This window comes from Eggerthella timonensis, from assembly GCF_900184265.1.
Lineage (GTDB): Bacteria > Actinomycetota > Coriobacteriia > Coriobacteriales > Eggerthellaceae > Eggerthella > Eggerthella timonensis.
In genome coordinates this window covers 154,972-179,541 of sequence record NZ_FXXA01000002.1, presented here as the reverse complement: position 1 = coordinate 179,541, position 24,570 = coordinate 154,972, and the positions used below count along the sequence as shown (strand labels likewise).

General features: G+C 65.2%; 19 protein-coding genes. 14 read left to right on the top strand and 5 right to left on the bottom strand.

The window, feature by feature from the left end:
* Positions 1–587: 587 nt before the first annotated feature.
* Positions 588–1,349, bottom strand: a complete 762-nt coding sequence (locus C1A15_RS00830; protein WP_101720821.1) for an Hsp70 family protein — start codon at positions 1,347–1,349, stop codon at positions 588–590.
* A 131-nt stretch (positions 1,350–1,480) separates the two neighbouring features.
* Between C1A15_RS00830 and C1A15_RS00825 the strand changes: the two genes are divergently transcribed.
* The 7 genes from C1A15_RS00825 (at position 1,481) to C1A15_RS00795 (ending at position 12,098) form a co-directional block, all read left to right on the top strand.
* A complete protein-coding gene (locus C1A15_RS00825) occupies positions 1,481–2,824 on the top strand; it encodes a CaiB/BaiF CoA transferase family protein (RefSeq protein WP_245864856.1) in 1,344 nt (447 codons plus the stop codon).
* Between the two features lie 17 nt (positions 2,825–2,841).
* Positions 2,842–4,113, top strand: a complete 1,272-nt coding sequence (locus tag C1A15_RS00820) for an MFS transporter (protein WP_101720820.1) — start codon at positions 2,842–2,844, stop codon at positions 4,111–4,113.
* A gap of 141 nt (positions 4,114–4,254) precedes the next feature.
* Positions 4,255–6,351, top strand: coding sequence for an oxidoreductase (locus tag C1A15_RS00815; RefSeq protein ID WP_101720819.1), 2,097 nt, complete (start codon positions 4,255–4,257; stop codon positions 6,349–6,351).
* A 23-nt stretch (positions 6,352–6,374) separates the two neighbouring features.
* Complete coding sequence (locus tag C1A15_RS00810) at positions 6,375–7,199, top strand: enoyl-CoA hydratase/isomerase family protein (protein ID WP_245864855.1); 825 nt, start codon at positions 6,375–6,377, stop codon at positions 7,197–7,199.
* Positions 7,200–7,220: 21 nt separating this feature from the next.
* Entirely contained in the window at positions 7,221–9,920 is a 2,700-nt protein-coding gene (locus tag C1A15_RS00805) for an AMP-binding protein (protein WP_101720817.1), read from the top strand.
* Position 9,921: 1 nt separating this feature from the next.
* Positions 9,922–11,103, top strand: a complete 1,182-nt coding sequence (locus C1A15_RS00800; protein WP_101720816.1) for an acyl-CoA dehydrogenase — start codon at positions 9,922–9,924, stop codon at positions 11,101–11,103.
* 197 nt (positions 11,104–11,300) lie between these two features.
* Positions 11,301–12,098, top strand: a complete 798-nt coding sequence (locus C1A15_RS00795; RefSeq protein WP_101720815.1) for a TIGR03084 family metal-binding protein — start codon at positions 11,301–11,303, stop codon at positions 12,096–12,098.
* 44 nt (positions 12,099–12,142) lie between these two features.
* Here the strand turns inward: C1A15_RS00795 and C1A15_RS00790 are convergent, their stop codons facing one another.
* Positions 12,143–12,571, bottom strand: a complete 429-nt coding sequence (locus tag C1A15_RS00790) for a GNAT family N-acetyltransferase (RefSeq protein WP_101720814.1) — start codon at positions 12,569–12,571, stop codon at positions 12,143–12,145.
* A 196-nt stretch (positions 12,572–12,767) separates the two neighbouring features.
* On the opposite strand from C1A15_RS00790, the gene rpoN reads away from it, so the two are divergent.
* The 4 genes from rpoN to C1A15_RS00770 all read left to right on the top strand — a co-directional run bounded on the left by rpoN (position 12,768) and on the right by C1A15_RS00770 (position 18,057).
* Entirely contained in the window at positions 12,768–14,186 is a 1,419-nt protein-coding gene (gene rpoN, locus C1A15_RS00785; protein WP_101720813.1) for an RNA polymerase factor sigma-54, read from the top strand.
* A gap of 30 nt (positions 14,187–14,216) precedes the next feature.
* Positions 14,217–16,259 carry a sigma-54 interaction domain-containing protein gene (locus C1A15_RS00780; RefSeq protein ID WP_101720812.1) on the top strand — a complete coding sequence of 681 codons (2,043 nt, stop codon included), beginning with the start codon at positions 14,217–14,219 and terminating at the stop codon, positions 16,257–16,259.
* A gap of 102 nt (positions 16,260–16,361) precedes the next feature.
* Positions 16,362–17,129 carry a putative electron transfer flavoprotein FixA gene (gene fixA, locus C1A15_RS00775; RefSeq protein WP_101720811.1) on the top strand — a complete coding sequence of 256 codons (768 nt, stop codon included), beginning with the start codon at positions 16,362–16,364 and terminating at the stop codon, positions 17,127–17,129.
* A gap of 10 nt (positions 17,130–17,139) precedes the next feature.
* Complete coding sequence (locus tag C1A15_RS00770) at positions 17,140–18,057, top strand: electron transfer flavoprotein subunit alpha/FixB family protein (RefSeq protein ID WP_101720810.1); 918 nt, start codon at positions 17,140–17,142, stop codon at positions 18,055–18,057.
* Between the two features lie 59 nt (positions 18,058–18,116).
* On the opposite strand, the gene C1A15_RS00765 is transcribed toward C1A15_RS00770, so the two are convergent.
* Positions 18,117–18,686 (bottom strand): TetR/AcrR family transcriptional regulator, encoded by a 570-nt coding sequence (locus C1A15_RS00765; protein WP_101723634.1) that lies wholly within the window; start codon positions 18,684–18,686, stop codon positions 18,117–18,119.
* A 193-nt stretch (positions 18,687–18,879) separates the two neighbouring features.
* Here C1A15_RS00765 and C1A15_RS00760 point away from each other — a divergent pair, with 193 nt between their 5' ends.
* Positions 18,880–19,368 carry an HsmA family protein gene (locus tag C1A15_RS00760; protein WP_101720809.1) on the top strand — a complete coding sequence of 163 codons (489 nt, stop codon included), beginning with the start codon at positions 18,880–18,882 and terminating at the stop codon, positions 19,366–19,368.
* A gap of 129 nt (positions 19,369–19,497) precedes the next feature.
* Here C1A15_RS00760 and C1A15_RS00755 read toward each other — a convergent pair whose 3' ends face one another.
* Positions 19,498–20,415 carry a sensor histidine kinase gene (locus C1A15_RS00755; protein WP_101720808.1) on the bottom strand — a complete coding sequence of 306 codons (918 nt, stop codon included), beginning with the start codon at positions 20,413–20,415 and terminating at the stop codon, positions 19,498–19,500.
* Between the two features lie 110 nt (positions 20,416–20,525).
* Positions 20,526–21,221, bottom strand: a complete 696-nt coding sequence (locus C1A15_RS00750) for a response regulator transcription factor (protein WP_009305225.1) — start codon at positions 21,219–21,221, stop codon at positions 20,526–20,528.
* Between the two features lie 124 nt (positions 21,222–21,345).
* On the opposite strand from C1A15_RS00750, the gene C1A15_RS00745 reads away from it, so the two are divergent.
* Both C1A15_RS00745 and C1A15_RS00740 read left to right on the top strand, forming a co-directional pair.
* On the top strand, positions 21,346–22,122 hold the full coding sequence (locus tag C1A15_RS00745) for a type III pantothenate kinase (RefSeq protein ID WP_101720807.1): 777 nt from the start codon (positions 21,346–21,348) through the stop codon (positions 22,120–22,122).
* A gap of 447 nt (positions 22,123–22,569) precedes the next feature.
* A complete protein-coding gene (locus C1A15_RS00740; RefSeq protein ID WP_101720806.1) occupies positions 22,570–24,237 on the top strand; it encodes a formate--tetrahydrofolate ligase in 1,668 nt (555 codons plus the stop codon).
* Positions 24,238–24,570 lie beyond the last annotated feature (333 nt).

Genomic DNA, 24,570 nt, shown 5'->3' with positions numbered 1-24,570 from the left:
AACGATGCAGCGCATTGGCGCGAAATCCGTCGCAGCATCGGCGCTCGCCCGTGTCGAGCCGCCACTGCCGCGCTTCCGTAAGGCGGCATGCTTCCGAGCCGTCGGAGGGCGGCGGGGCGTACTGACGGCTCGAAATACGGTAATGGAATCAGAGAAAATTTCCGATATCTTACCGTAACGGGTGAGCAGGGACCCCGAATCCCCCTCCTAAGATGGAAAAACAACCCGACGCGTCGAAAAAAGCCCGGTTCCGAGCGACCGAAGGCGGGTTCCGGGTACGAGATCTCGAGTTTCGGTACTATATCGAGAAAAAATCCCGAATCCATTACCGTCGCAGCTCCGCAGTCGCGCATGGGCGCTCGTCCGCGCCGAGCCGCCCGCGCCGAGCCGCCGTCGCCGCCGAGCTGTCGCCGGTGCCGAGCTGTCGTTCACACCGAGCCGCCGGTGTTGAGCCGCCGCCCGCGTTGAGCCGCCGTCGCCGCCGAGCTGTTGCCCGCGCCGAGCCGCCGCCGCCGCTTGCCCGCACCTCCTCCTTTTTCGATCCCTTCCTGCGTGGGTTTCCCCACCGGTGGGAAGCGGAGCGCCTCCTACTTGTACCAGTCCATCACTTGCTTGTAGAGGGGGAGGATCTGCTGACGCTGCGCGCGGAAGGCGGCTTCGGCGGCGTCCAGCTCGGCCACCGTGTCGTCGGTTGCGTCGGCAACATCCACGCTCAGCGCTTTCTCGAGGCGCTTGCGGGTTTGCTTGTACGCGCTTTTCGCGCCGTGGCTCATCTTCTTCTTCGCCGCGCTGTAGTAGTCGTTCGTCGCCCCGATGAACGCGTAGCACTCGAGCATCTTCTGGATGAGGTCGCGGGTGGCCCGGTCGGCCGCCTCGTGCTCGAGCGCGTCGGCCAAGGCCTGCTGGATGTCGCTCTGGGTGACGACGTCTCCGGCGGTGAACGCGACGATCTCCGCGTTGCTCCGGTCCAGGTTCGCGGCCGACACGGTCAGGACACCCGTCGCGTCCAGCTCGAACCGCAGCTCGATCTGGGGCACGCCTGCGCCGCTCCACTTGATGTTGCGCACCCGGATGCGGCACAGCTCGATGCCGTCGCGCGCGAGCGGGCGGTTCCCCATGAGGACGTGGAACTCCGCGGCCATCTGGAACGAGTCGGCCGTGGAGAACATCGTGGACGCCGTATGGGGCACGCGCACGTCGCTCGGGACCACCTCGGATACGTAGCCGCCCGGCAGCTCCACGTTGAGGGCCAGGGGCAATAGGCCGCCCGGCAGCTCCACCTGTATGCGCGCCTCGGGTTCGTCGACGCGAACCATATTCTGATAGAGGTCGGAAGCCTTGCTCGCCATAGTCGCTCCTCCTGCATCGATCGGGTATCCCTTGCCTCGATCATCGCAAAAAGCATGCCATGTTGGCATCAATTTTGCAGGGGATTTCGCAGCCGCTCTCTCAGGCGGCAACGTCGAGAAGGAGGAACCGTATGAAAGCTCAAGATTGCCCGAAGTTCGGCCCGCTGCAAGGGGTGAAGGTGGTCAACCTCACCATGGCTATCGCGGGCCCGTTCGCCTGCAGCCTGCTGGCCGACCTGGGCGCCGAGGTCATCGGCGTGGAAAGCCCGCGCGGCCGCGACACCTCGCGTCCTACCAATCAGGCGTTGCAGGGCTGGGGCACGCAGATGGAGCGCCGCAACACGCGCTCGCTGTGCATGAACGTGAAGGACGGCGCAGGCCGCACCTGGTTCTTCGAGCTGCTCAAGCAGGCGGACATCCTCGTGGACGGCTTCCGCGGCGGCCAGATGGCGAAGTGGGGCATGTCGGACGAAGCGCTATGGGAGGTCAACCCGAAGCTGACCATCGCGCACATCTCGGGTTTCGGCCAGACAGGCGATCCGGCGTACGTGTCGCGCGCCTCGTTCGACGGCATCGGCCAGGCCTACGGCTGCTTCATGGAGATGAACGGCTATCCCGATCGTCTGCCGGTGCTCGCGTTTCCCCAGGTGTCGGACTACTACGCGGGCTTCATGGCCAGCATCGGCGCGCTGGCCGGCTACATCAACGCGCAGCGTACGGGCAAGGGCGACAGCGTGGACGTTGCCCAGTACGAGGCCATGCTGCGCTGCGAGGGCTTCTATGCGCTGAACTACCTGAACACGGGCGCGCTGCCCGTGCGCGAGGGGTCGCACAGCACGTCGAGCGCCGGCTACGGCACCTACATCTGCCAGGACGGCGTGCCCATCTACACGCTCATCCTGGGTCCCGGCGTGGTGCGCGCCGCGCTGCCCGTGTTCGGTTTGGAATACGGCAGCGAGCTGTTCCCCGAAGGCACGCCGGTCATCTCGTTCGGCAGCGAGGCCGGCATCGTGCTGGAGGAGGCGATGGAAGCGTTCTTCGGGTCGCACACCGCCGAGGAGGCCGAGCGCATCATGCTGGATGCGGGCGTTCCGTGCAGCCGCATCTACACCTTTGAGATGGCCGAACGGGATCCCCACTACCAGGCGCGCGAGAGCTTCACGTCGTGGAAGAGCTCTTACGACGACGAATCCATCCGCGGGGTGAACGTGGTGCCTCGCATGAAGAACAACCCCGGTCAAATATGGCGCGGCATGCCGCTCGTGGGCGCCGACAACGAGGACATCCTCGAAGAGTTGGGCGCCACGCCCGACGACGTCGCCAGCCTCTACGACGAGCAGCTCCTCAAGCCAGAAAGCAAATACCGTGCCAAGTTGGAATGGGAGGGGGACGGCATCGCATTCCCGCCCCCCTCCCATTCCAACTTGGCACGGTATTTGCTTTCTGGTCTTCATCGGAAGTTTCAGGGGATTTGAGACAAGGAGATGAGGACATGGGCACTGCACGTACCAAAGGAGCCGTGTGGGCTTGGCTCGTCGTTATCGGGTGCATCGGCTTCTATTCGATTCCGACGGGCATCGTCGGCAACACCTCGGGCATTTTCGTCGCCCCGGTGATGGACCAGTTCGGTTGGACGCAAACCGACACCACCATGTACCGCACCATCCAGCCGCTCGTCGCGGCCGTGTGTGCGCCGATCGCCGGCAAGCTGATGGAGAAGTACAACCCCCGCTGGATCCTCGCTGCGGTGTCGGCGGCCTTCGGCCTGGCATCGTGGGCGAGCGCCTACGCCACCGAGCTGTGGCAGTGGAACCTCTACGGCGTCGTGTACGGCGTAACGTCGGCGTTCTACATGTACCTCGCGGCTCCCGTGCTGATCAACGCCTGGTTCAAGAAGAGCGCCGGTCTGGCCATCAGCATCACGGCGGCGGTGCTGTCCATTCTGGCGGCCGTGGCCAGCCCCATCGGGCAGGAGCTGATCAACCAGTTCGGTTGGCAGACGGCGCGCGCCGCGCTGTCCATCGTCACCACGGTGCTGTCGGTGGTGCTGACGGTGGCGTTCGTGCGCAAGAGCCCGTCAGTGATGGGGCTGCTGCCGTTCGGTGCGGGCGAGAAGGACGCATCCGACGACAAGCTCGCCGCGGCCCCCGAGGCTGACGAGGGCGCCACGGTGGCGCAGGCCATCAAGTCGCCCGGCCTCTACCTGCTCATCCTCGTGGCCTGCATCTTCGTCATGTGCGCCGCGTTCTTCCAGCAGATCCCCGCGTTCGCCGCGCACGGCGCGCTGGGCGCGAGCGCGGGTGCCATGGCCGTGTCCATCATCATGGTGGGAGGCGTGGTGTTCAAGCTGCTGCTGGGCGCGCTCAACGACAAGATCGGCGTCAAGTTCACGGGCATCATCGCCGCGTCGTGCGGCGCCATCGGCATCCTGCTCGCCTACATCGCCGGTGAGAACGTGGCTCTGTTCTACGCGGGCATGGTGGTGTTCGGCGGCGGCTACGCGGGCCTCACGGTCATCGCTCCCATGCTGGCGCGCGCGGCCTTCGGCTCGCTCAACTACTCGCAGATCTACTCCTGGGTGTCCACGGGCATCTTCATCGCAACGGCCGTGTCGTTCTTGGTGTACGGCATGATCTACGACACGACGGGCTCGTTCGACCTATGCTTCATCCTGGTCATCGCCCTGTACGTGCTGGCCGTCGTCCTGGTTCCCATCACGCTTGCGCTATCCCAGAAAGCCTGGAAGCGCGACGGCAGCCGTTAGCAAATCCATCGCAATGCGGATGAGACAAAGGGACGGGGTATTTGTCTCATCCGACCGCCATCATCAAAGAGGAGAAACGGGAATGAGACAAATACCCCGTCCCTTTGTCTCACACGACCGACAAGAGAGGACTTCGAACGCATGAGCACGCAGTACCCCATCCTGGGATCGCCGTTGCAGGTGAACGGCGTCACCTTGAAGAATCGCATGATCACCACGTCCATGTCGCCGGGCGCGGGCTATGTGACGAAGGACAACCGTCCCACGCAGCGTTTGGCGAACTACCTGGAGGAACGGGCCGAAGGGCAGACGGCCCTCATCATCCAAACCATCTGCCCGTGGAAGCGCAACGAGATCGACCCCGACCACATCCACGAGCTGCCCAGCTGCTACGACGAAAGCTGCATTCCCGACCTGCAGCGCTACCTGGTCGAGCCGGTGCACAAGCACGGCGGCCTCATCTGCGCACAGCCGTACTACGTGCACGACTGGAAGCCCGACGCCGAAACGCCGGAAGGCCCCTACGGCCCGTCCGATATCGCCATCCTCAAGTTCATGGGCGGCTTCCGCGCCATGACGCTCGAGCGGATCGAGGCGTTCAAGCAGCAGTTCTTCAATGCGGCGCGCGTGTGCAAGGCGGCCGGCTTCGACGCCATCGAGGTCATGGCCGGCGTGGGCGGCATCCTGTCGCGCTTCATGGCGCTTGCCACCAACAACCGCACCGACGAGTACGGCGGCAGCCTGGAGAACCGCGTGAAGCTGACGCTCGAGGTGATCCGCGGCGTGCGCGAAGCGGTGGGGCCGGAGTTCCCCATCGTGGTGCGCTGGTCGCCCGTCGACTTCATCAAGAGCCCTGCAGGCCCGGGCCTATCCATGGAGGAGGCGCTGCGCATCGCGCCGATGCTGGAAGAAGCGGGCTGCGACTTGCACGATCTTGCCGTGGGCTGGCACGAGACCAGCGAGCCGCTCACCACGAAGGTCATCGAGGACGGCCACTGGACGTTCGTCTCGCAGCAGATCAAGACTGTGGCGAAGAAGCCGGTGGCGCAGGGGTACCGCAACACCGATCCGCGCGTGATGGAACGGAACCTGCAGGACGGCAAGATGGACGTGGTGGCCGGGCTGCGCTACAGCATCGCCGACCCAGCGCTGCCCCGCAAGGTGATGGAGGACCGCACCTGCGACATGCGCCTGTGCATCGTGTGCTGCCGCTGCCTGGACGACGTGGTGAGCCAGGGCAAGCCGCTCAACAACTGCGGCGTGAACCCGCGCTTGGGCGAGGAGCTCGACCATGAGGCGTTTCCGCCGGCACAGAGCGCCAAGAAGGTGATGGTGGTTGGCTCGGGGCCGGCCGGCATCAACGCGGCGCTGACGGCGGCGCAGCGCGGCCATGCCGTGGACCTGTACGAGGAAGGCCCGCGCCTCGGCGGATGCGTGAAGATGAGCAGCATCTTCAGCCCCTACCACGAACGCTATCTGGACTACCTCCTCACGCAGGTGAAGCAGCACCCCGAGATCACCGTGCACCTCAAGACGAAGGTCACGCCCGAGACGGTGCGGCAGGCCAAGCCCGACGCGGCCATCGTGGCCGTGGGCGGCAAGCCCGTGGGGCTGGACGTGCCGGGCGCCGACGGCAAGAACGTCGTGTCGTCGCACGATTTCCTCGAGATGATCAACGGTCATGCGCCTGCGGGGAAGAAGGGCGCGCTCAACAGCTTCATGTGGGGCGCGGGCTCGCAGTTCCTCAAGCATTACTACACGCCGTCGTTCGCGCGCACGATGACCGAGAAGTCGCCGTGGCCCATCGGCCGCAGCGTCGCCATCATCGGCGGCGGCCTGCCGGGCTGCGAGTTCGGCCACCTGTGCATGGAGACGGGCCGCACCACCGCCATCGTCGAGGAGCGCAAGAAGGTGGGCTTCGACGTGGGCGGTTCGGACCGCTTCGGGCTGATCAGCGGTTTCAAGAAGGCCGAGAACGTCGAGATGTACCCGCTCACGCGCGTTACGGCCATCACCGAGGAGGGCGTGAAGGCCGTGCAGACCACGCCGGAGGGAGACAAGGAGCTGTTCATCCCCGCCAAGACCGTGGCCATCACGCTGGGTCTTGCCGAGAACCACGATCTGGGCGAGGCGTGCAAGCCGCTCGTGGACGAGGTGTACCTCGTGGGCGACTGCGAGACGCCGGGGCGCATTGCCGACGCAACCAAGATGGGCTATCGCGCGGCATGCGCGCTGTAGGAGAGGAAACGCGAGTGAGTGCTATGACCGAACAACCTGTCGTTCCGAGCGAAGTCGCCGGAGTCGAAGGATCTCCTGCGTGCGCTTCCGTTCACGACGTCGTGTACGCCGAACGGCTCGATGGGGGCATCGAGGTCGTCTACCTGAACCAGCCGCGCAAGAAGAACGCCCTATCCGGCGAGATGATGACCAAGCTCGACGGGCTGTTGCGCGCGGCGGACGTCGACGACGGCGTGCGCGTGGTGGTGCTGCGCGGCGCGGGGGACGACTTCTCGAGCGGCGGGGACCTCGATCAGGGCCCCGCCCTCGAGCCCGGCCCCGAGGGCGCGCGCAAGACGCTGCGTCGGTACCTGGCCGTGATCCGGACGATCCGCACGATGGCGAAGCCGGTGATCGCGATGGTGGACGGCTACGCCGTGGGCGGCGCATTCGCCCTCGTGTGCGCGTCGGACCTCGTGTGCGCGTCCGAGCGTGCGCAGTTCGTGCCGGCGTTCTGCCAGATCGGCATCGTGCCCGAGATGGGCATGATGAAGCTGCTGCCCGATCTGGTGGGCCTGCAGCGTGCCAAGGAGCTGCTGTTCTTCGGCGGCAAGATCCCTGCGCTCCAGCTGTACGACTGGGGCGTGGTGAACCGGCTGTTCCCGGCTGAGACCCTGGAAGCCGACACGCTTTGGTTCGCGCGCCAGCTGGCGGGAATGCCCGACGCGTCCATCCAGCTGACGAAGAACATCATGAACGGGCTTGCCGACGGCAATCTGGAGGCATGCCTGGAAGCCGAATCGACGGCGTCGCCGTTCTGCACGACGACGAAGGCGTACGCCGCCACTATGGAGAGATTTGCCCGCTGAACCCTGCGAAGGTGAGAAGATATGGCACAGTGCAACGTAGCGGAACCGTTCCTCGCAAGCGCGCAGGCGCATCCCGATAAAACGGCCGTCGTGTTCGACGGACGCGAGATCACCTACGGCGCCCTGAACGATCGCGTCAACCAAACGGCAGCGGTGCTGGTCAGCGACCTGGGCGTTCGGCCGGGCGACCGCGTGGCCTACCTGTTGCCGAACTGCTCCGAGCTTCTGGAGGTGTACTACGCCATCCAGAAGATCGGAGCCGTTGCCGTGCCTTTGAACTACAAGCTCATCCCGCGCGAGATCGGCTATCTGGTGAACGCGAGCGGAGCCGAAGTGCTCGTGTTCGCCCACCAGTTCGCCGCGGCAGTGGCCGAGGCGGCGCGTGCGTTTTCGGCCGACGTGGCGCTCGTCAGCGTAGGCGGGGACGGGGTGAGACAGAGGGACGGGGTAATCGTCTCATCTTGCGAGCAAGATGAGACGATTACCCCGTCCCTCTGTCTCACCCCGTCCCCCTGCCCCGCCCTGGAGCTGGAGCGGGCGCGCGCCGGCCACGACACTGCCGAGCCCCCGCTGTTCCGCGACCCGAACGCCCTGTCGCGCATCCAGTACACGGGCGGCTCGACGGGCCTGCCGAAGGGCGCCGCGCGCACCCATGCCGCCGACCTCGTGGAGCTCGATGCCATCATGGACTCGAACGGCATCGGCGACGATCCTGACAACGTGGTGCTCATCCAGTGCCCGCTCGAGCATCACGGCGGCCATAGCTGGTTCACCATCACGTTCGCGGCGGGAGCGACGCTGGTCATCTGCGAGGCGTTCAACGCCGAGCAGATCCTCCACTTCATCGAGTTCTACCGGGTGACGTACATGATTCTGCTGCCGCCCACCACGTACCTGCGCCTGCTGCGGTGTCCCACCATCGACCAGTACGACCTCAGCTCGGTGCGCCTCGTGCAAAGCGCCGCCGGAGCCACCACGAAGCCTATCATCCAGGCCATCTACGACAAGTTCCCCAACGCGGTGCTCAACTACGGCTGGGGCCAGTCGGAAAGCGGCGCGGGCAGCAGCCTGAAGATCACGCGCGCGATGCTCGAGGCCGATTCGCCCCTGCTGGAGAGCGTGGGGCGGCCGATGAAGCACGTGGAGATGAAGGTGGTGGACGAGGCGGGCCAAGAGGTGCCCGACGGCGAAGTGGGCGAGGCGCTGTTCCGCTCGGCGTCGGTGATGCGCGGCTACTACGGGCAGCGCGACCTTACCGACGAGGCGTTCACGTCCGATGGCTGGCTGCGCACGGGCGACCTTATGATGCGCGACGCGGAGGGATACTACTACGTGCGGTCGCGCAAGAAGGACATGATCAAGTCGGGCGGCGAGAACGTGTTCGTCGCCGAGGTGGAAAACGTGCTGCGCACGCACCCGGATGTGGGGGATTGCGTCGTGTTCGGCACGAGCGACCCGGTGATGGGGGAGGCCGTGGCAGCCGTCATTCAGCCGCGAGCGGGCTCGAACCTCACGGCGGCCGAGGTGCAGACGCACTGCAAGGGCTACATCGCCAGCTACAAGAAGCCGCGCTATGTCGTGTTCATGGACGACCTGGGGCGCGACAGCGCGGGCAAGGTGCGGAAGCTCGACGTCGTCGCGTACTTCGACGAACGCAAGGAGCAGGCTGCGCCGCGTCACCACGAGAAGCTGTGCAGCGACCCCGACATCTACCTCATCCAGGTGCCGTACTCAGGCGGCACGCCCATCGGCTACACGAACGCCTACCTCATCGTCACCGACGAGCGCAACCTGCTGGTGGACACCGGCGTGAGCCATGAGGCGTCCTACGAGGTGCTGCGTTCGGCGTTGCAGGATCTGCGCGTGGACATGGCGCGCACCGACGTGTTCGCCACGCACTTCCACATCGACCACCTGGGACTGGTCGCGGCGCTTGCACACGAGGATACGAAGGTGTACTTGAGCTCGCGCGACGAGGAGGTATTCCGCGGCAGGGGCGCGCGCTCGTATCGCGGCACGGTGAAGGCGCGGCTGGCGCGCGAGGGCTTTCCGCCGGACGAGCTGGACGAGCTCGAGCGCACCGATGCCAGCCTCATCCCGCGCACGGAATGGCCTATGCCCGAGAGCTTCGTGAACCTGGCCGACGGGGACGAGATGCGCTACGGCGGCTACCGGATGCGGGCGGTGGAGACGCCTGGGCACACGCCGGGACACCAATGCCTGTACCTGCCCGATCGGAAGATCATGTTCTACGGCGACCACGTGCTGATGAACAGCTCGCCCAACATGGCTCCGTTTCCCGACGAAGCGGATTCGCTGGGAGACTATCTGCACAGTCTGGACAAGGTGGCGCAACTGCCGGTGACGCTCGCCTGCATGGGGCACGGGTTCGTCGACCCGCGCCGGCAGGCCGAGGCCATGCCCGAGCGCATCGCGTGGCTGCGCCAGCATCATCACCAGCGGCTCGACGAGATTCTCGCGCGAATCGCCGAGCGCCCCGGCATGACTGGCACGGAACTTGCTAAGTCCATCACGTGGAACATTCCGCATGACACCTGGGAGGGGATCCCCATCATCCAGCGTTGGATCATCGTGTGCGAAACGCTGGCCCACCTCGACCACCTCAGGGGCGAAGGGCGGGTGCGCAGGGAGCGCGCGGAAGATGCGTACCGGTATTTCATGGGGCAAGGCGTTCAGGGAACCGAAGGAAAGGAACGATAACATGGATTTCAGTTTGACCGACGAGCAGCAGCTTCTGCTTGAGAGCCTCGACGAGCTGATGGAGCGTTACTGCACCGAGCAGTACATGAAGGAGTGCGACGAGAAGCACGAATGGCCGCACGAGTTCACCGACGCGCTGCTGGAGAACGGCTTCCAGATGCTGGGCGTGGACGAGGAGTTCGGCGGCACCCCCGTCGATGTGACCACGCTCATGCTGGTGGCCGAGCGCGTGTGCAAGAACGGCGCGCCCATCTACGTGTACGGCAACCTGTGCGCGCTCAAGGACATGACCGAGTACGGTACTCCCGAGCAGCAGGAGCAGTGCTTCGCCGAGGTGATGGCGGGCCGCCCCGGATTCGTGCTGGGCTTCACCGAGCCGGGCGCGGGCAGCGACAGCTCTGCGCTGGCCAGCACCTACCAGCGTCGCGACGGCAAGGTGTACCTCAACGGCAGCAAGTCGTTTATGACGAACGCCGTGAACTCGAAGTACATGCTGTGCGTGGCCCGCAATGCCGACGACGATCCCGCCGAGCGCGCCAACCGCTCGCGCTTCTCCATGTGGTGGGTGCCGCTGCGCGACGACGAGGGCAACCTGACTCCCGGCATCTCCATCGAGCCGCTCGAGAAGATCGGCTGGAACATGGGAAACACCTGCGAGCTGCACATGCAGGACGTGGAGCTTGAGGAGAAGGACCTCGTGGGCGTCGAGGGCAACGGCTTCATGCAGGCCATGGTGAACTTCGAGGTGGAGCGTCTGCTGGCATGCGCCCAGTCGCTCGGCGCCGCGGAGTGCGCCTACGAGGACGCCGTGCGCTACGCCACGCAGCGCGTCCAGTTCGGCAAGCCCATCGGCAAGAACCAGCTCATCCAGGAGCATATCACCGACATGTACCTGAAGATCGAGAACATGCGCAACTGGGTGTACAAGACGGCGTGGAAGATCGACAACGGCGAGTCGGTGCAGATCGACTCTGCCGTGGCGAAGCTGTACTGCGGCCGCGCCGCGTTCGAGGTGTGCGACACCGCGCTGCAGGTGATGGGCGGCATCGGCTACACGAAGGACTGCCGCATCTCGCGCCTGTGGCGCGACCAGCGCGTCTACCGCATCGGCGCCGGCACCGACGAGATCATGATCCACATCGCCGGACGAGCCATCCAGAAGCAATTTGTTCCGTCGGCCTGACGGCCGCCGGAACCGCTCGATGCTGCGACGCGAAGCTAGTCCCCGTAGGGGGCGGCCTTTCGTGGCACCCCGCCTTGGCGCTCCAAGGTTTCGTCGCGTACCGAAGTGCGCTTCCCCAACCTTTCACGCCAATTCGGGCCACCACGAAAGCCCTCGCTGACTTTGCTGGACCTGTATGTTGAGAAAGGACCCCCATCATGCCCCAAATCTTCAATCCCGTCGACGACCTCGTGGCGGAGCAATCCCTGGTCGATTCGCTCGTTGCCGACTTCACCGAGGACGACTGGAACCGCATGGCCGCCTACTGCACCACCTGGACGTTCAAGGACGTCATCTGCCACATCGCGTTCTTCGACTACTGCGCGGTCGAGCTTTTGGCCGGGCGTGGCGAGAGCGTGAACGCCGTGGCCGACGCCGCGTCCGAGCAGGACGAGAACTACCACGTGATGGCGTTCCGCGACCAGAGCGGCGCCGATATCCTGAACTGGTGGCGCGAGCAGCGCACCCTTATGACGGCCGCCTTCATGGAGCTGGGCCCGAAGGGCCGCGTGCCGTGGGCCGCCGGCATTCCGCCCATGTCCGTGCGCTCGCTCGCGTCGGCGCGCCTCATGGAGCTGTGGGCGCACAGCGTGGACCTGTACGACGCGATGGGCATCGACCCTGTGGTGAAGGAGCGCATCGCCTCCACGCTGTTCCTTTCATGGCAGGGCCGTCCGAACATGTACAACGTGAACGGCCTCGCGTTCGACCCTGCGATCCCGATGCATCTCGAGCTGACGCTGCCGTCGGGCGAGCTGTGGACGAAGGGCGAGCCGAACGATCAGAACTACATCAAGGGGTCGGCGAAAGACTGGGCGCTCGTGGCTATCCGTCGGCGCAACTGGATGGATACCGACCTCGAGGTAGTCGGCGACGAGGCGCGCATCTACGCCGGTATCGTGCAAACCTACGCCGGTCCCGCCGATCCGGCCCCGGAAGCGAAGAACCCGCGCTAGGCGCAGGAAATGTCCCCAAAGGTGCCTGTCCCCTTTGGGGACATTCAGCGGTAGATCATGGGGACGGGGGAGCAAGTGGCGAAATCGGGGCACGTGTCGCAGTCCTCGCCGAGGTCGGGCGAAATGCGCTCGCGCGCCACCTGCTCGCACCCGAGCGCCGTGTAGAAGGGAACCGCCGGGCCGCGCGCGACGAACAGCAGCGCGCCGTAACGGGCCCGTGCGTCCTCCATGAGAGCGCGTCCAACGCCGAGCCGCCGCGCCCGCGCGTCGACCACGATGGGGCTGATGTACCAGCTGCCTTCGGCTTCGACGATGCGGATGAAGCCGACGATGCGTCCTTCGCTCAGCGCGACGTACGACGTTCCGCGCGGGGTGAGCGTGCCCATGCCGGCATCTTCGGCCAGACGCGCGATGGCGTCGCCGTCGCGCTCGGTTGCTTCTCGAATGGCGAGGGTGGATGGATCGCACGTCATGAAGGGGTCCTTCCTGAGCTTTATCCATAGATTAGTAAAACAATTAGCAAAAATCATGCTAAAGTTTATAATATCGCATACTTAGTTGAAAATTTCACGGAATCATCTTAAAATGAGCGTATTGACACCGCTTGTCGGTAAAACCACGCGCTTGCCGAGGGGGAATGGCACCAGCGTGCTGTACCAAGGGGGTTGCATGCCCGAGCATCCGAGCCAAGCTGTTCGCGTGGAAGCGCGTTCCGATGTCTCGCTGCGCACGAAGCAGCGATTGGCGCCCACGGCTATCCAGGGGCTCGAGGTCCTCGCGCTGCCCGTTACCCGCCTCGACGCCTACGTGCGCGATCTGGCGGAGCGCAACCCCCTGCTCGATTTTGATTACGATCATGCCTCCCTGTCGTTCGAGGAGATTCCCGACGAGGACGAACGCGCTTCTGACAACGACGGCGACGATGTCGAAAGTGCCTATGCGCGTCCGTCGTCCATCGCGTGGGATGCGCGTGGGTTCGATCTTGCGCGCTTGCGCGACGAGTGCTCGGAGACCGAGACGCTGCAAAGCCACTTGCGCATGCAGCTGACGGGGGCGTGCATCAGCGAGCGGGACCGTCTTGTGCTCGACGTCCTCATCGAGAACATCGATGACGATGGGTACTTCTCGGGCAGCATGCCCGCGGTGTGCGCGGAAGCGGGCTGCTCGGCCGAGGACGGCCAGCGGATGCTCTCGCTCGTGCAGACGCTGACGCCGCGCGGCGTGGGCGCGCGCGACCTGGCCGAGTGTCTCATGCTGCAGCTCGACGACGATGCGCCCTATGCGTCGGTGATTCGCGCGATGCTGCAGAACAGCTTGGAGGATCTCGCCGAGAATCGCACGACGAAGCTCACGCGCGCGTACCATGTGAGCGTCGACGACCTCTCGGCCATCCGCGATGTCATCTGCACGCTCGACCCGCGTCCCGGTTCGTCGTTCTCGCAGCGCAAGGAGACGGTGTACGTCGTCCCCGACGTGGCCATCATGCCCGACGGGACGGGGTTCTCGGTGCGCGTGACCGGCGAGCTGTCGGAGACGCTCGTGCTCAACGGAGCCTACGATCGCATGGCCGAACAGGGACTTATGGACGGCGAGGCGCGCGCATGGCTCGGGCAGAAGCGTGCCGAGGCAGATGCGGCGCTGGCCAACATCGACCAACGGCGCCAGACGCTCCATCGCTTCGGTGTATATCTGGCGGAGGTCCAATACGATTTCTTCGTCGGCGGCGATGCGCGCATGCGCCCGCTCACCATGCAGCAGGCCGCCGACGCGCTGGGCGTGCACGTGTCCACCATCAGTCGCACGGTGCAGGACAAGCACGTGCTCACCCCCTGGGGCGTGTACCCGCTCAAGCATTTCTTCTCGAGCTCGGTGGCCTGCTCGGCCGAAGAGCGTCGCCATGCGCTTTCCTCGCTGGCCATCAAGGATCGCATCAAGGACCTCGTCGCGCAGGAGGATCGCCGCAAGCCCCTGAGCGATGCGACCATCACCACCATCTTGAACGGCGAGGGCGTGGACATCAAGCGCCGCACCGTGGCGAAGTATCGGGAAGCGCTCGGCATCGGGCGGCAGTCGCAGCGAAGACGGTAAGGTTCTCAATCGGAACAGAGGGGAGCGCACGTGATATATCGAAAAGAGCACGCGATAGAGGCCTGGAAAACGTTTGTCAGCACGGGAACGATCCTCGAGGACAAGGTGCGCCCCGAAATAGCTCGTTCATGGATTCGGTGCCGCGCGGCGGGCGTGAACCCATGGTCGAGCGATTTCGTCGACCAGAACGTCCCGCTTCTCGAGGAGAAGCGGACGCGTTTCGCCGCCTCGCTCAAGGCGACGACTCCGGTCATGAAGTTCCTCAAGGAGATGCTGGGCTGCAACGTGTCTCTCATGGATGGAGAGAATTTCGTATTCGAGCTGCTGTCTCCTCTCACTACCTATCCACGCACGTTCGGCACGTTCATGCGCGAAGAGGATGTTGGAACGGGAAACGCGACGCTCGTTGCGTACGAGAAGCGCCCGGTGCGCGTCGACGGGTTCGAGCATTACCGCGCCATCGTGCAGACGTACTCCGGCGTGTCGATGCCGTACCTCGACGCAGCGGGGAAATACTACGGCGCGCTCAACATCAACAGCCCCTTCGCCGTGCTGCCGCAGAGCGCCCTCGACCTGTGCCGCATCGGCGTGTCGCTGACGAACGATTTGCATCGTGCGGGCTCGAAGGCGGGCGCGCTGCTGTCCACGGTGGACTTCTTCAAGCCGCTCATGCTGGCATACGAGCATCCGGTGCTGCTCATCGATCAAAGCGGCCGCATCCTGAGCGGCAACGCCGGCATGCGGCAGTACTGCCCCGATTGGCAGCAGTACTCGTACGGATCGCAGTCGCTGAGCGCCTATCTGGGCAAGGGCTTCACCGCGCAGGATGTGCTCGACCTTCCCGAGAAGCTGGAGGCCCCGCTGCCTTTGCCGTTCAAGAAGGGCCGCTCGCGCGCGGTGCAGGAACTCAACCTCGTGCGGCGGGGCGTGGTGGACATCGACGGTCAGGAGCCGTTCGTCATGCTCGTGTTCGAGGACGGAAGCGAAGTCGAGCGCAACGCCAAGCGCGCGACCGGCCGTCGCAGCGACGCGGCGGTCATGCCCACGGGCGACAAGGTCGACTACATCGGCGAAACCGAGGAGTGGAAGAAGATCGACCGCATGGTGCAGAAAGTCGCGCCCATCAAGACGAACGTGCTGCTGCTGGGCGAGACGGGCACGGGCAAGGAAGTGGTGGCGCGCGCGTTGCACCGTCGCAGCGGACGTGCCGGCGAGTTCGTGGCCATCAACTGCGGCGCCATGCCGCGCGATTTGCTGGCCACCGAGCTGTTCGGCTACGAGGGCGGCGCGTTCACCGGCGCGCGCGAGTCGGGCGCGGTAGGCAAGTTCGAATACGCCGACGGCGGCACGCTGTTCCTCGACGAAATCGGCGAGATGCCGGTGGACATGCAGGTGAGCTTGCTGCGCGTGCTGCAGGAGCAAAGCGTCACGAAGCTGGGGTCGAACACGGCGAAGACGCTCGACGTGCGCGTGATTGCCGCCACGAACCAGAACATCGAGCGCCTCATCGCCGAGAAGAAGTTCCGCAGCGATCTGTACTACCGTCTGAGCCTCGTGGAGATTCGCCTGCCCCAGCTGCGGCGGCGCGCTGCTGACATCCCTCCGCTCGTGGACTACTTCAACGGGCAGCTCTCCTCGGTGCTCGAGGTCCCGTGCACGCCTTTCCCCGCCGAGACCGTCGAGGCGTTGCAAGCCTACAGTTGGCCGGGCAACGTGCGCGAGCTGCGCAACATCGTGGAGCGCTGCCTGATCATGCAGGGCCAAGGCGCCAACGTCACCCTGGACTCGCTGCCGCCGCATATTGCGAACGCGGCGAACGCGATGCCGGACGGTCCGGTCGCCCACGTGGCTGCGACCATGCAGCAGGGCGCAGGCGCGATGCGGGAAGGCGTGGAGGACGATGCGACGTCCGAGGAGCGCCATCTCGTGCAGGCGCTCCTCGCGCAGTACGAAGGCGACCTCGCCGCGGTGGGGCGCCAGCTCAACCTCACGCACGACGAGCTTGCCGAGCTGCTCAACCGCCTTCATCTGCGCGTTCGCGTGGTGCTCGAAAGCACCGACGATACGTTCTAGGGACGGCTTCTTCCCCGACGGAGGGCAGTCGCGACAGGATGGCACGCTTTTTGCTTCTCGAATGCACGGAACCGCATTCCCGATACGCAAAAGGAGTGATTCATGAACATCGTTGTGTGCTACAAGATCGTGCCCGACGAGCAGGACGTGGTCGTGCAAGCCGACCGCACGCTGTCGTTCGGGCGCGCTGCGCTCAAAATCGGCGATTACGATCTGAACGCCGTGGAGGCCGGCGCACAGCTGGCGGCCGCGCATGGGGCGTCGCTCGTGTGCCTCACCGCCGGCGGCGACGCCGTGGAGGACACGAAGCTGAAGAAGGCCGTCCTCGCGCGCGGCCCGCAGGAGAACGTGGCGGTGAAGGACGCGTCGCTGCCCGAGGCCGGCTCCACGGTGACGGCGCATGTGCTTGCGGCGGCCGTCAAGCAGCTGGGCGAGGTGGATCTCGTGCTGTGCGGCGAGGGATCTGCCGACCGCTACGCGCAGCAAGTGGGCGTGCAGCTGGGCGAGGTGCTGGGCCTGCCCGTCATCAACGCCGTGAGCTCCATCGAGCTCGACGGCGACGTGGCGCACGTCGAGCGCACCGTCGGCGCCGTGGTGGAGCGCCTGGACGTGCCGCTCCCGGCCGTGCTGTCGGTGGTCGCCGACATGAACACGCCGCGCATCCCTTCCATGAAGGACATCCTGGGCGCGGGGAAGAAGCCTTCGCGCGTGCTTTCGCTCGAGGACGTGGGGTTCGCCGGCGCCGACGAGGCCATCGAGGTGGTGAGCACGCTTGCGCCGAAGCAGCGCGATCGCGCGTGCGAGATCCTCGAGGGCGATGACGACGAGACGGTTCAGGCATTCGTGGCGCGCGTGCGCGAGCGGCTGTAAGGAGGCTTCCATGAGCAATAAGACGATCGCGGTGTTCGCCGATGCGGTTGAGCCCTACGAGGAACTGTGCAGCGGCGCGCGGGCGCTGGGCGGCAGCCCGGTGGCGTTGTGGGCGGGCGACGAGGCCGATGCGGAGCGCATCGCCGCCTGGGGCGCGCGTGTGATCTGCGTCGGGGCCGTCCCCGAAGGCGCGCTGTACGAAGACTGCGTCCCCGCATTCCAGGAGATCCTCGAGGCCGAGCAGCCGGCGCTGGTGCTGGCGCGCATGTCGAAGCGCACGCAGTGCGTGGCGGGCCGTCTCGCCGTGCGGCTGGGCATGCCGGTGGTCACCGACGCGTCGCGCGTGACGCTCGACGACGCGGGCGTCGAGGTGGCGCATATGGCGTACGGCGGCGCGGCCGAGCGCGTCGAGCGGGCGCACGGCACGGCGCTCGTGCTCGTGGGCTCGGGCGTGTTCGAGATCGACGCGCCCCCGGCTTCCGGCACGGTGGAGCGCGCGTCGGCGTCGATCGAGCCGGGTCCCATCAAGCTGGTCGGGCGCCAGGAGAAGCAGGAGGAAGTGGTCGACCTCGGCTCCGCGAAGGTGGTGGTATGCGTGGGCCGCGGCATCCAGAACGAGCAGAACCTGGGCGCGGCGCAGCGGTTCGCAACGCGCATCGGCGGCGAGATGGCCTGCTCGCGCCCCATCGCCGAAGGCGAGGGATGGATGGCGCACAGTCGCTACCTGGGCGTTTCCGGTGCGACCGTCAAGCCGGAGGTCTATGTGGGCCTGGGCGTGTCGGGCCAGGTGCAGCACACGGTTGGCATGGCCGAATCCCAGTTCGTGGTGGCCGTCAACAAGGACAAGAACGCCCCGCTCATGAAGCAGTGCGATCTCGGGCTTGTGGCCGACCTCGAGAAGGTGCTTCCCGCGCTCGCGTCCCTGTAGGCGCTTGAAACGCGCATGATGCAGGCGGGGCCCCGGAAATCCGGGGCCCCGTTGACGTTTCAGGCTTCGTACACCGTGCTGCGGAGCAGGGCGAACAAGGTTCGACAGTTCGGGTCGCCGTGCTTGATGGACGACAGCATGCTGTCCCATACGAACGCGCACAGCGGCTCGGGGGCCAGCGCGTCGTGCAGGCGGTCGCGCATCACCCGGGGGTCGCGCTCGAGCGCGACCACGAGGCCGCGGCGGATGTGCGCGAAGCATGCTTCTTCGCGCTTGCGTGCGGCGGCCAGGCCCTGCGCGTCGAGCGCTGCGATCTCGGTGAGCCAGTCGTCGCGGAACTGCGCGAGCGCACCCGACAGTTGTCGGGCAAGCTCCTGGCAGAAGGAGATGAAATCGTCGCCCGCCACGGCGCGCGGCATGCGGTCGGCCAGCGCCTCGTTCCAGAACCGGCCCACCACGTCGTTGACGAGGTCGTTCTTGGTGGGGTAGGAGTTGTACACCGTGCCCACGGCCACGTTGCAGGCGCGCGCGACGTCGCGGATGCTGAGTCCCGCCAGGCCGGATTCGCTCGCAAGCGCGAAGGCGGTGTCGAGGATCTGCTGCTTGCTGATGATGGGTTTGTTGCCCATGCGCACCTCCCGCGTGCGGAAGTCCAGAGGGTTGGAAAGGATGTACCTCATTGTAGAGGAAGACGCGTGCATCGTTCGTGAAGAAACGGTGGGCGACCTGTGCGATGTGTTGCAATCCCTCGATCCTCTTCTTAATATGAACCTAGTTCATTAATGAACATTGTTCATAAAAGAAAAGCGAAAGGATCGCCATATGAGTGTGGAGTTGATCGTAGCAAGCGTAGCCATCACCTGTGCGCTGGTGTTGTATACCGTCGGAGTGTTCGGAGAGCGTCGATCGGGGACGTTGTCTTTACCCCATGTGCTGTTGTTCTGGGGCGGCCTCGTCTGCGACACCACCGGCACGATGATCATGTCGAACTTGGCGCAGCAGTCGGCGACAGGCGGGTTCGGCATCCACGCAGTGACCGGAGTAATCGCCATCGGGCTCATGCTCGTGCATGCCACCTGGGCGACCGTGACCTACGTGCGTCGCAACGAGCGCGGCATGCAGCGCTTCCACACGTTCAGCACGTTCGTGTGGCTGGCGTGGCTCGTCCCGTACATCATCGGCATGCTCGTGGGCATTCCGATGATCCATCTCCAGACGGTGTGCGCTATCGGCACGAGCGTGGTCGTGGTGGCGGTGCTTGCGTTCCTGCTGTTCCGCGGCAAGAAGGGCCATGCGCAGGGAGCTCGCTAGCAGCGGGTCGCGGACTTGCGCGGGCGGCGAGACGGAGGGGGCGGGGTGAGACAGAGGGACGGGGTAATTGTCTCATTTCGCGAGCGAAATGAGACAATTACCCCGTCCCTCTGTCTCACCCCTGGATTCTCAGCGTTCTCCGGGGAGGATCGACGGCAGCGCGATGATGAAGCATGCGCCTCCGTCGGGCAGGTTGATGGCCTCCACCGTGCCGTCGTGCGCTTCCACCACCGACTTCACGATGGCCAGCCCGAGGCCCGTGCCTCCCGTGCCGCGGCTGCGCGAGGCGTCGGTGCGGTAGAAGCGGTCGAACAGCAGCTGCGGGTCGATGTCGCCGAAGCCGGTGCCGTCGTCCTTGACGGCTAAGATGGAATTGCCCTTGAGGCCGAACAGCTCGATGGTGATGTGGCCGTCGGGCTCGATGAAGCGGCTTGCGTTTTCCACGAGGTTCGTCACGGCCTGCTTGAGGCGGTCGGGGTCGCCCAGCACGTCGGGGGCCTCGCCGATGATCTCGGTGTTCGCGTGACGGTCGCGCAGAATGGGCTCGAGCGCGTCGAGCACGCCCGTGGCCAGCTCGCGCAGGTTCACGCGCGACAGCTCCATGGGCATCGCGGCGTCGTCGAGGCGCTGCAGCGTCAGCAGGTCGTGCGTGAGGCGGCTCAATCGCTCGCTCTCGGTGATGATGATGGAGCAGAACTTCTCATGCAGCTCGGGCGGCAGGTCGGGGTCTTCCAGCATCTCGGCGTTGCCGCGGATGGCGGTGAGCGGCGTGCGCAGCTCGTGGGCAACGTCGCTGATGAACGCCGCCTGACGACGTTCCTTCAACACCAGATCGTGCTGCTGCGTCTTCGTGGTTTGCGCGAGCGCCTTGAAGTCGGCCGCCAGCTCGTCTGCTTCGTGCAGGCGCCCGTCGGGCTCGAACGGCACGTCGGCTCCCGAGCGATAGGCGGCGGTCTTCTTCGCCAGCAGGCGAAGCGGCTCAGATATGAAGTGGCCGATGATCAGGCTGAACGTGAACACCACGATCCCGACGGGGATGAGCAGCAAAAACGCCTTCGACGGGAGGTCGAAGGCGAGGAAGCAAACGAGGAGCAGTACCGCGCCGGCGAGAAGCGAAAGCAGCGTTGCCAGCAGCGAGAAGTATGTTTGCAGTCTTTTTATTGCTTGAACCTGTATCCGTAGCCGCGAACCGTTTCCACCAAGCCGGGATCGTACCCGGCGGACTCAATCTTATCACGCAGACGCTTGATGTGGGTGTCGACGGTCTTGGTTTCCGTCAAGTATTCCCAACCCCAGGCATCGCGCAGCAGATCCTCGCGAGACACCACCTTGCCGGCGTTCTTCATGAGGCTGGCCAGCAGTTCGAATTCGCGCGGCGTGAGGTCGATCTCGCCGTTGGCGCCCGATGCGGTATGGGCGTCCTCGTCCAGCGTGATGCCGCTGGCGGTGACGGCGTGGTTCGCGCCGGGGAAATCGCCGCCCGAGCCGCGGCGCAGCAGGGCGCGCACGCGTGCGATGAGCTCGCGCACGCCGAAGGGCTTCGCCAGGTAGTCGTCGCCGCCGATTTCGAGGCCCACGACCTTGTCCAGCTCGGTGTCGCGCGCCGACAGGAACAGGACGGGGACGGTCGTCTTCGAGCGCAGGCGGCGGCACAGCTCGTAGCCGTCCATGCCGGGCAGCATGATGTCGAGCACGAACAGGTCGTACGAGTTCTTCGTGGCCAGCGCCAGCGCGTCTTCGCCGTTGTCCACGACGTCGGTGAAGAAACCCTCCTTCTTGAGGGCGTAGCTGACGAATTCGGTGATGGAGGGCTCGTCGTCAACAACGAGGATGCGATGCGGGGTGTCGTTCATGTGTTGCCTTTCTATCAGATGGACTCCCGTTGCCGGTGCCTGACAGATGCGCGTGGGCGGGTTGTTATAATGACGAGAGCAACTATAAGCATTCGGGCCGCAAGCGAGGGAGACTGTCAGGAACATGTTACTTGCCATCGACGTGGGGAATACCCAAACGGTTGTCGGGATCTACCAGGACAGAAGCCTGCTGTACCGGTGGCGCGTGGCCACGAACAAAAGCCATACTTCGGACGAATTGCGCGTGAAGCTCGTGCCGTTGCTGGCAACCGAAGGGCTGACGCTCGACGACATCCACGGGGTGGCGCTGGCGTCGGTGGTGCCGGCGCTCACGATGGCGTGGCGCTCGGCGGCGCACCGCATGATCGGCGAGGAGGCGCTCGTGTGCTCGGCTGAGACCGCGTGCGCGCTGTTCGAGGCGGACTATCCCAACCCGCACGAGATCGGGGCCGACCGCGTGGCCGACGCCGTGGCCGCGAAGGCGCTGTACGGCTCGCCTGTGATCGTGGTCGATTTCGGCACGGCGACCAACATGGAGGTCATCGATGCGGACGGGCGCTTCATCGGCGGCGTCATCGCGCCGGGCGTGGAGACGTCGGCTTCCGCGCTGTTCTCGCACGCCACGAAGCTGGGCGCCATCGATCTGGTCGATCCGGGCACCGCCATCGGGCACAACACTGAGGAGGCCATCCAGGCCGGCATCGTGTACGGAGAGGCCGACCGCGTGGACGGCATCATCCGCCGCATCTTCGCGCAGCTGGGTTACGAGACGCCCGTGGTGGCGACGGGCGGCCTCGCGTCGCGTGTTGCGGCCCAGTCCCAAACCATCACCGCCATCAACCCCGAACTGACCCTCGAGGGCTTGCGTCTCGTCTATGAAGCGCAAGAGGAGAGCCGCTGAGGGACGCGGGTTGCTTGCGCGTCGCGGATTTCGGGATTCGTGGCCGCTTTTGACGGAAGTACGTCTTTCGTCGGAGATTTTCTCGCAAGCTACGCGTTTCTCGATCCTCTGATCAGAGACGACGCAAAAGAGATGCATTTTCCTTCTCCTTCGAGCTGGATTCGTCCTCTCCCGATGACGTATATCCGTCGAAAACGGCCACTATTCGCGATTTCTTTGACGCACTGTCTTGGACATGCGTTGCCGCCATCTTGAGTGGAGGCGCGTTGCGCCGAAGTCGAAGGGCTTCGCACGGAGTTCGCTCCAAGGGCCCTTCGCCGCAATGCTGGCTTTATTGCGCTCTTGGGGAATGGTTCTCGTTCCCGACGCGCCGACCGGATAGAATGCTGCTATCAGGAAAGCCGTCCCGCTTGCAACGAGCAGGCGAAAAGAAAGGAAGGGCCCGACGTGTTGAGCGACATTGAAATTGCCCAGGCGACGAAACCTCTGCACATCAGCGCGATCGCCGAGAAGGCGGGCGTGCCGGAGTCGTACCTCGAGCTGTACGGTACGAACAAAGCGAAGGTGGACTACAACCTGCTTACCGACGAGGAGCACACGCCTGGCAAGCTCATCTTGGTCACGGCTATCAACCCGACGCCCGCTGGCGAGGGCAAGACCACCACGACCGTGGGCCTGTCAGACGCCTTGGCGCGCCAGGGCAAGAACATCGTCGTCGCGTTGCGCGAGCCCAGCCTGGGCCCCGTGTTCGGCGTGAAGGGCGGCGCCGCAGGCGGCGGATACGCCCAGGTCATCCCCATGGAGGATATCAACCTGCACTTCACGGGCGACTTCCATGCCATAGGAGCTGCGAACAACCTGCTGGCCGCCATGCTGGACAACCACATCCAGCAGGGCAACGAGCTGGGCATCGACGTGCGCAAGATCACGTGGAAGCGCGTGGTGGACATGAACGACCGCCAGCTGCGCAACGTGGTGGACGGCATGGGCGGCAAGGCGCACGGCGTGCCGCGCGAGGACGGCTTCGACATCACCGTGGCCAGCGAGATCATGGCCATTTTCTGCCTGTCCACCTCCATCACCGACCTCAAAGAGCGCCTGGCTCGCATCGTCGTGGGCTACACGCGCGACGACAAGCCCGTCACGGCCGGCGACCTCAATGCGCAGGGTGCGATGGCGGCGCTGCTGAAGGACGCCCTCAAGCCGAACCTCGTGCAAACGCTCGAGGGCACGCCGGCGCTCGTGCACGGCGGCCCCTTCGCCAACATCGCGCACGGCTGCAACTCCATCATGGCCACGCGCATGGCCATGGCGCTGGGCGACTACTGCGTGACGGAGGCCGGCTTCGGCGCCGACCTGGGTGCGGAGAAGTTCCTCGACATCAAGTGCCGCCTCGCGGGCCTGCGCCCCGATGCGGTGGTCGTGGTGGCCACGGTGCGCGCGCTCAAGAACCACGGCGGCGTGGCGAAGGCCGACCTCAACGACGAGAACCTCGAAGCGCTCGAGGCGGGCCTGCCGAACCTGCTGCAGCACGTGGAGAACATCACGAAGGTGTACCAGCTGCCGTGCGTCGTGGCCATCAATCGCTTCCCGACCGACACCGAGGCCGAGTTGGCGCTGGTGGAGCAGAAGTGCCGCGACCTGGGCGTGAACGTGGCCCTGTCCGAAGTGTGGGCCAAGGGCGGCGAAGGCGGCCTCGCGCTGGCCGACGAAGTGGTGCGCCTATGCGAAGAGCCGAACGACTTCCAGTTCGCCTACGAGGACGACCTGTCGCTGGCCGAGAAGATCGAGGCAATCGCCACGCGCGTGTACCATGCCGACGGCGTGGACTTCGAGCCGAAGGCGCTGGCCGAGCTCAAGAAGCTCGAGGATCTGGGCTTCGCGCATATGCCGGTGTGCATGGCGAAGACGCAGTACAGCTTCTCCGACGACGCGAAGAAGCTCGGTGCGCCGCGCGATTTCCGCATCACGGTGCGCAACGTGAAAGTGTCGGCCGGTGCCGGGTTCGTCGTGGCGCTGACGGGCGACATCATGACGATGCCAGGCCTGCCCAAGGTGCCCGCCGCCGAGCGCATCGACGTCGACGAAACCGGCAAGATCTCGGGATTGTTCTAAGCACAGAGAGCCCCGGTTTCCTCCGAAGCCGGGGGCTCTTCTTTGTGAGTGCTCATCTTGTGAGGCGTCCGCACGAGGGACTGCCGGGTGTTTCACGTGAAACACCCGCCCCGACCCCCGCTCGCCGCGCAACGTCGGCGAAAAGAGGCTCAACTGACAGGAATTTCCCTTATTGGTCGATAGAGCTCCGCCGGAAGCCCTTCGTCTCTGGACGACCAGACGAAAAGACCAGGTCGCATTGCCAGCCGTAAACGCGAACGCCGGACGAGGCTTCCAATAGGGGAAATTCCTGTCAGAAAGGGTCGCATGGCAGGATGTTTGCATGCTTCCGGG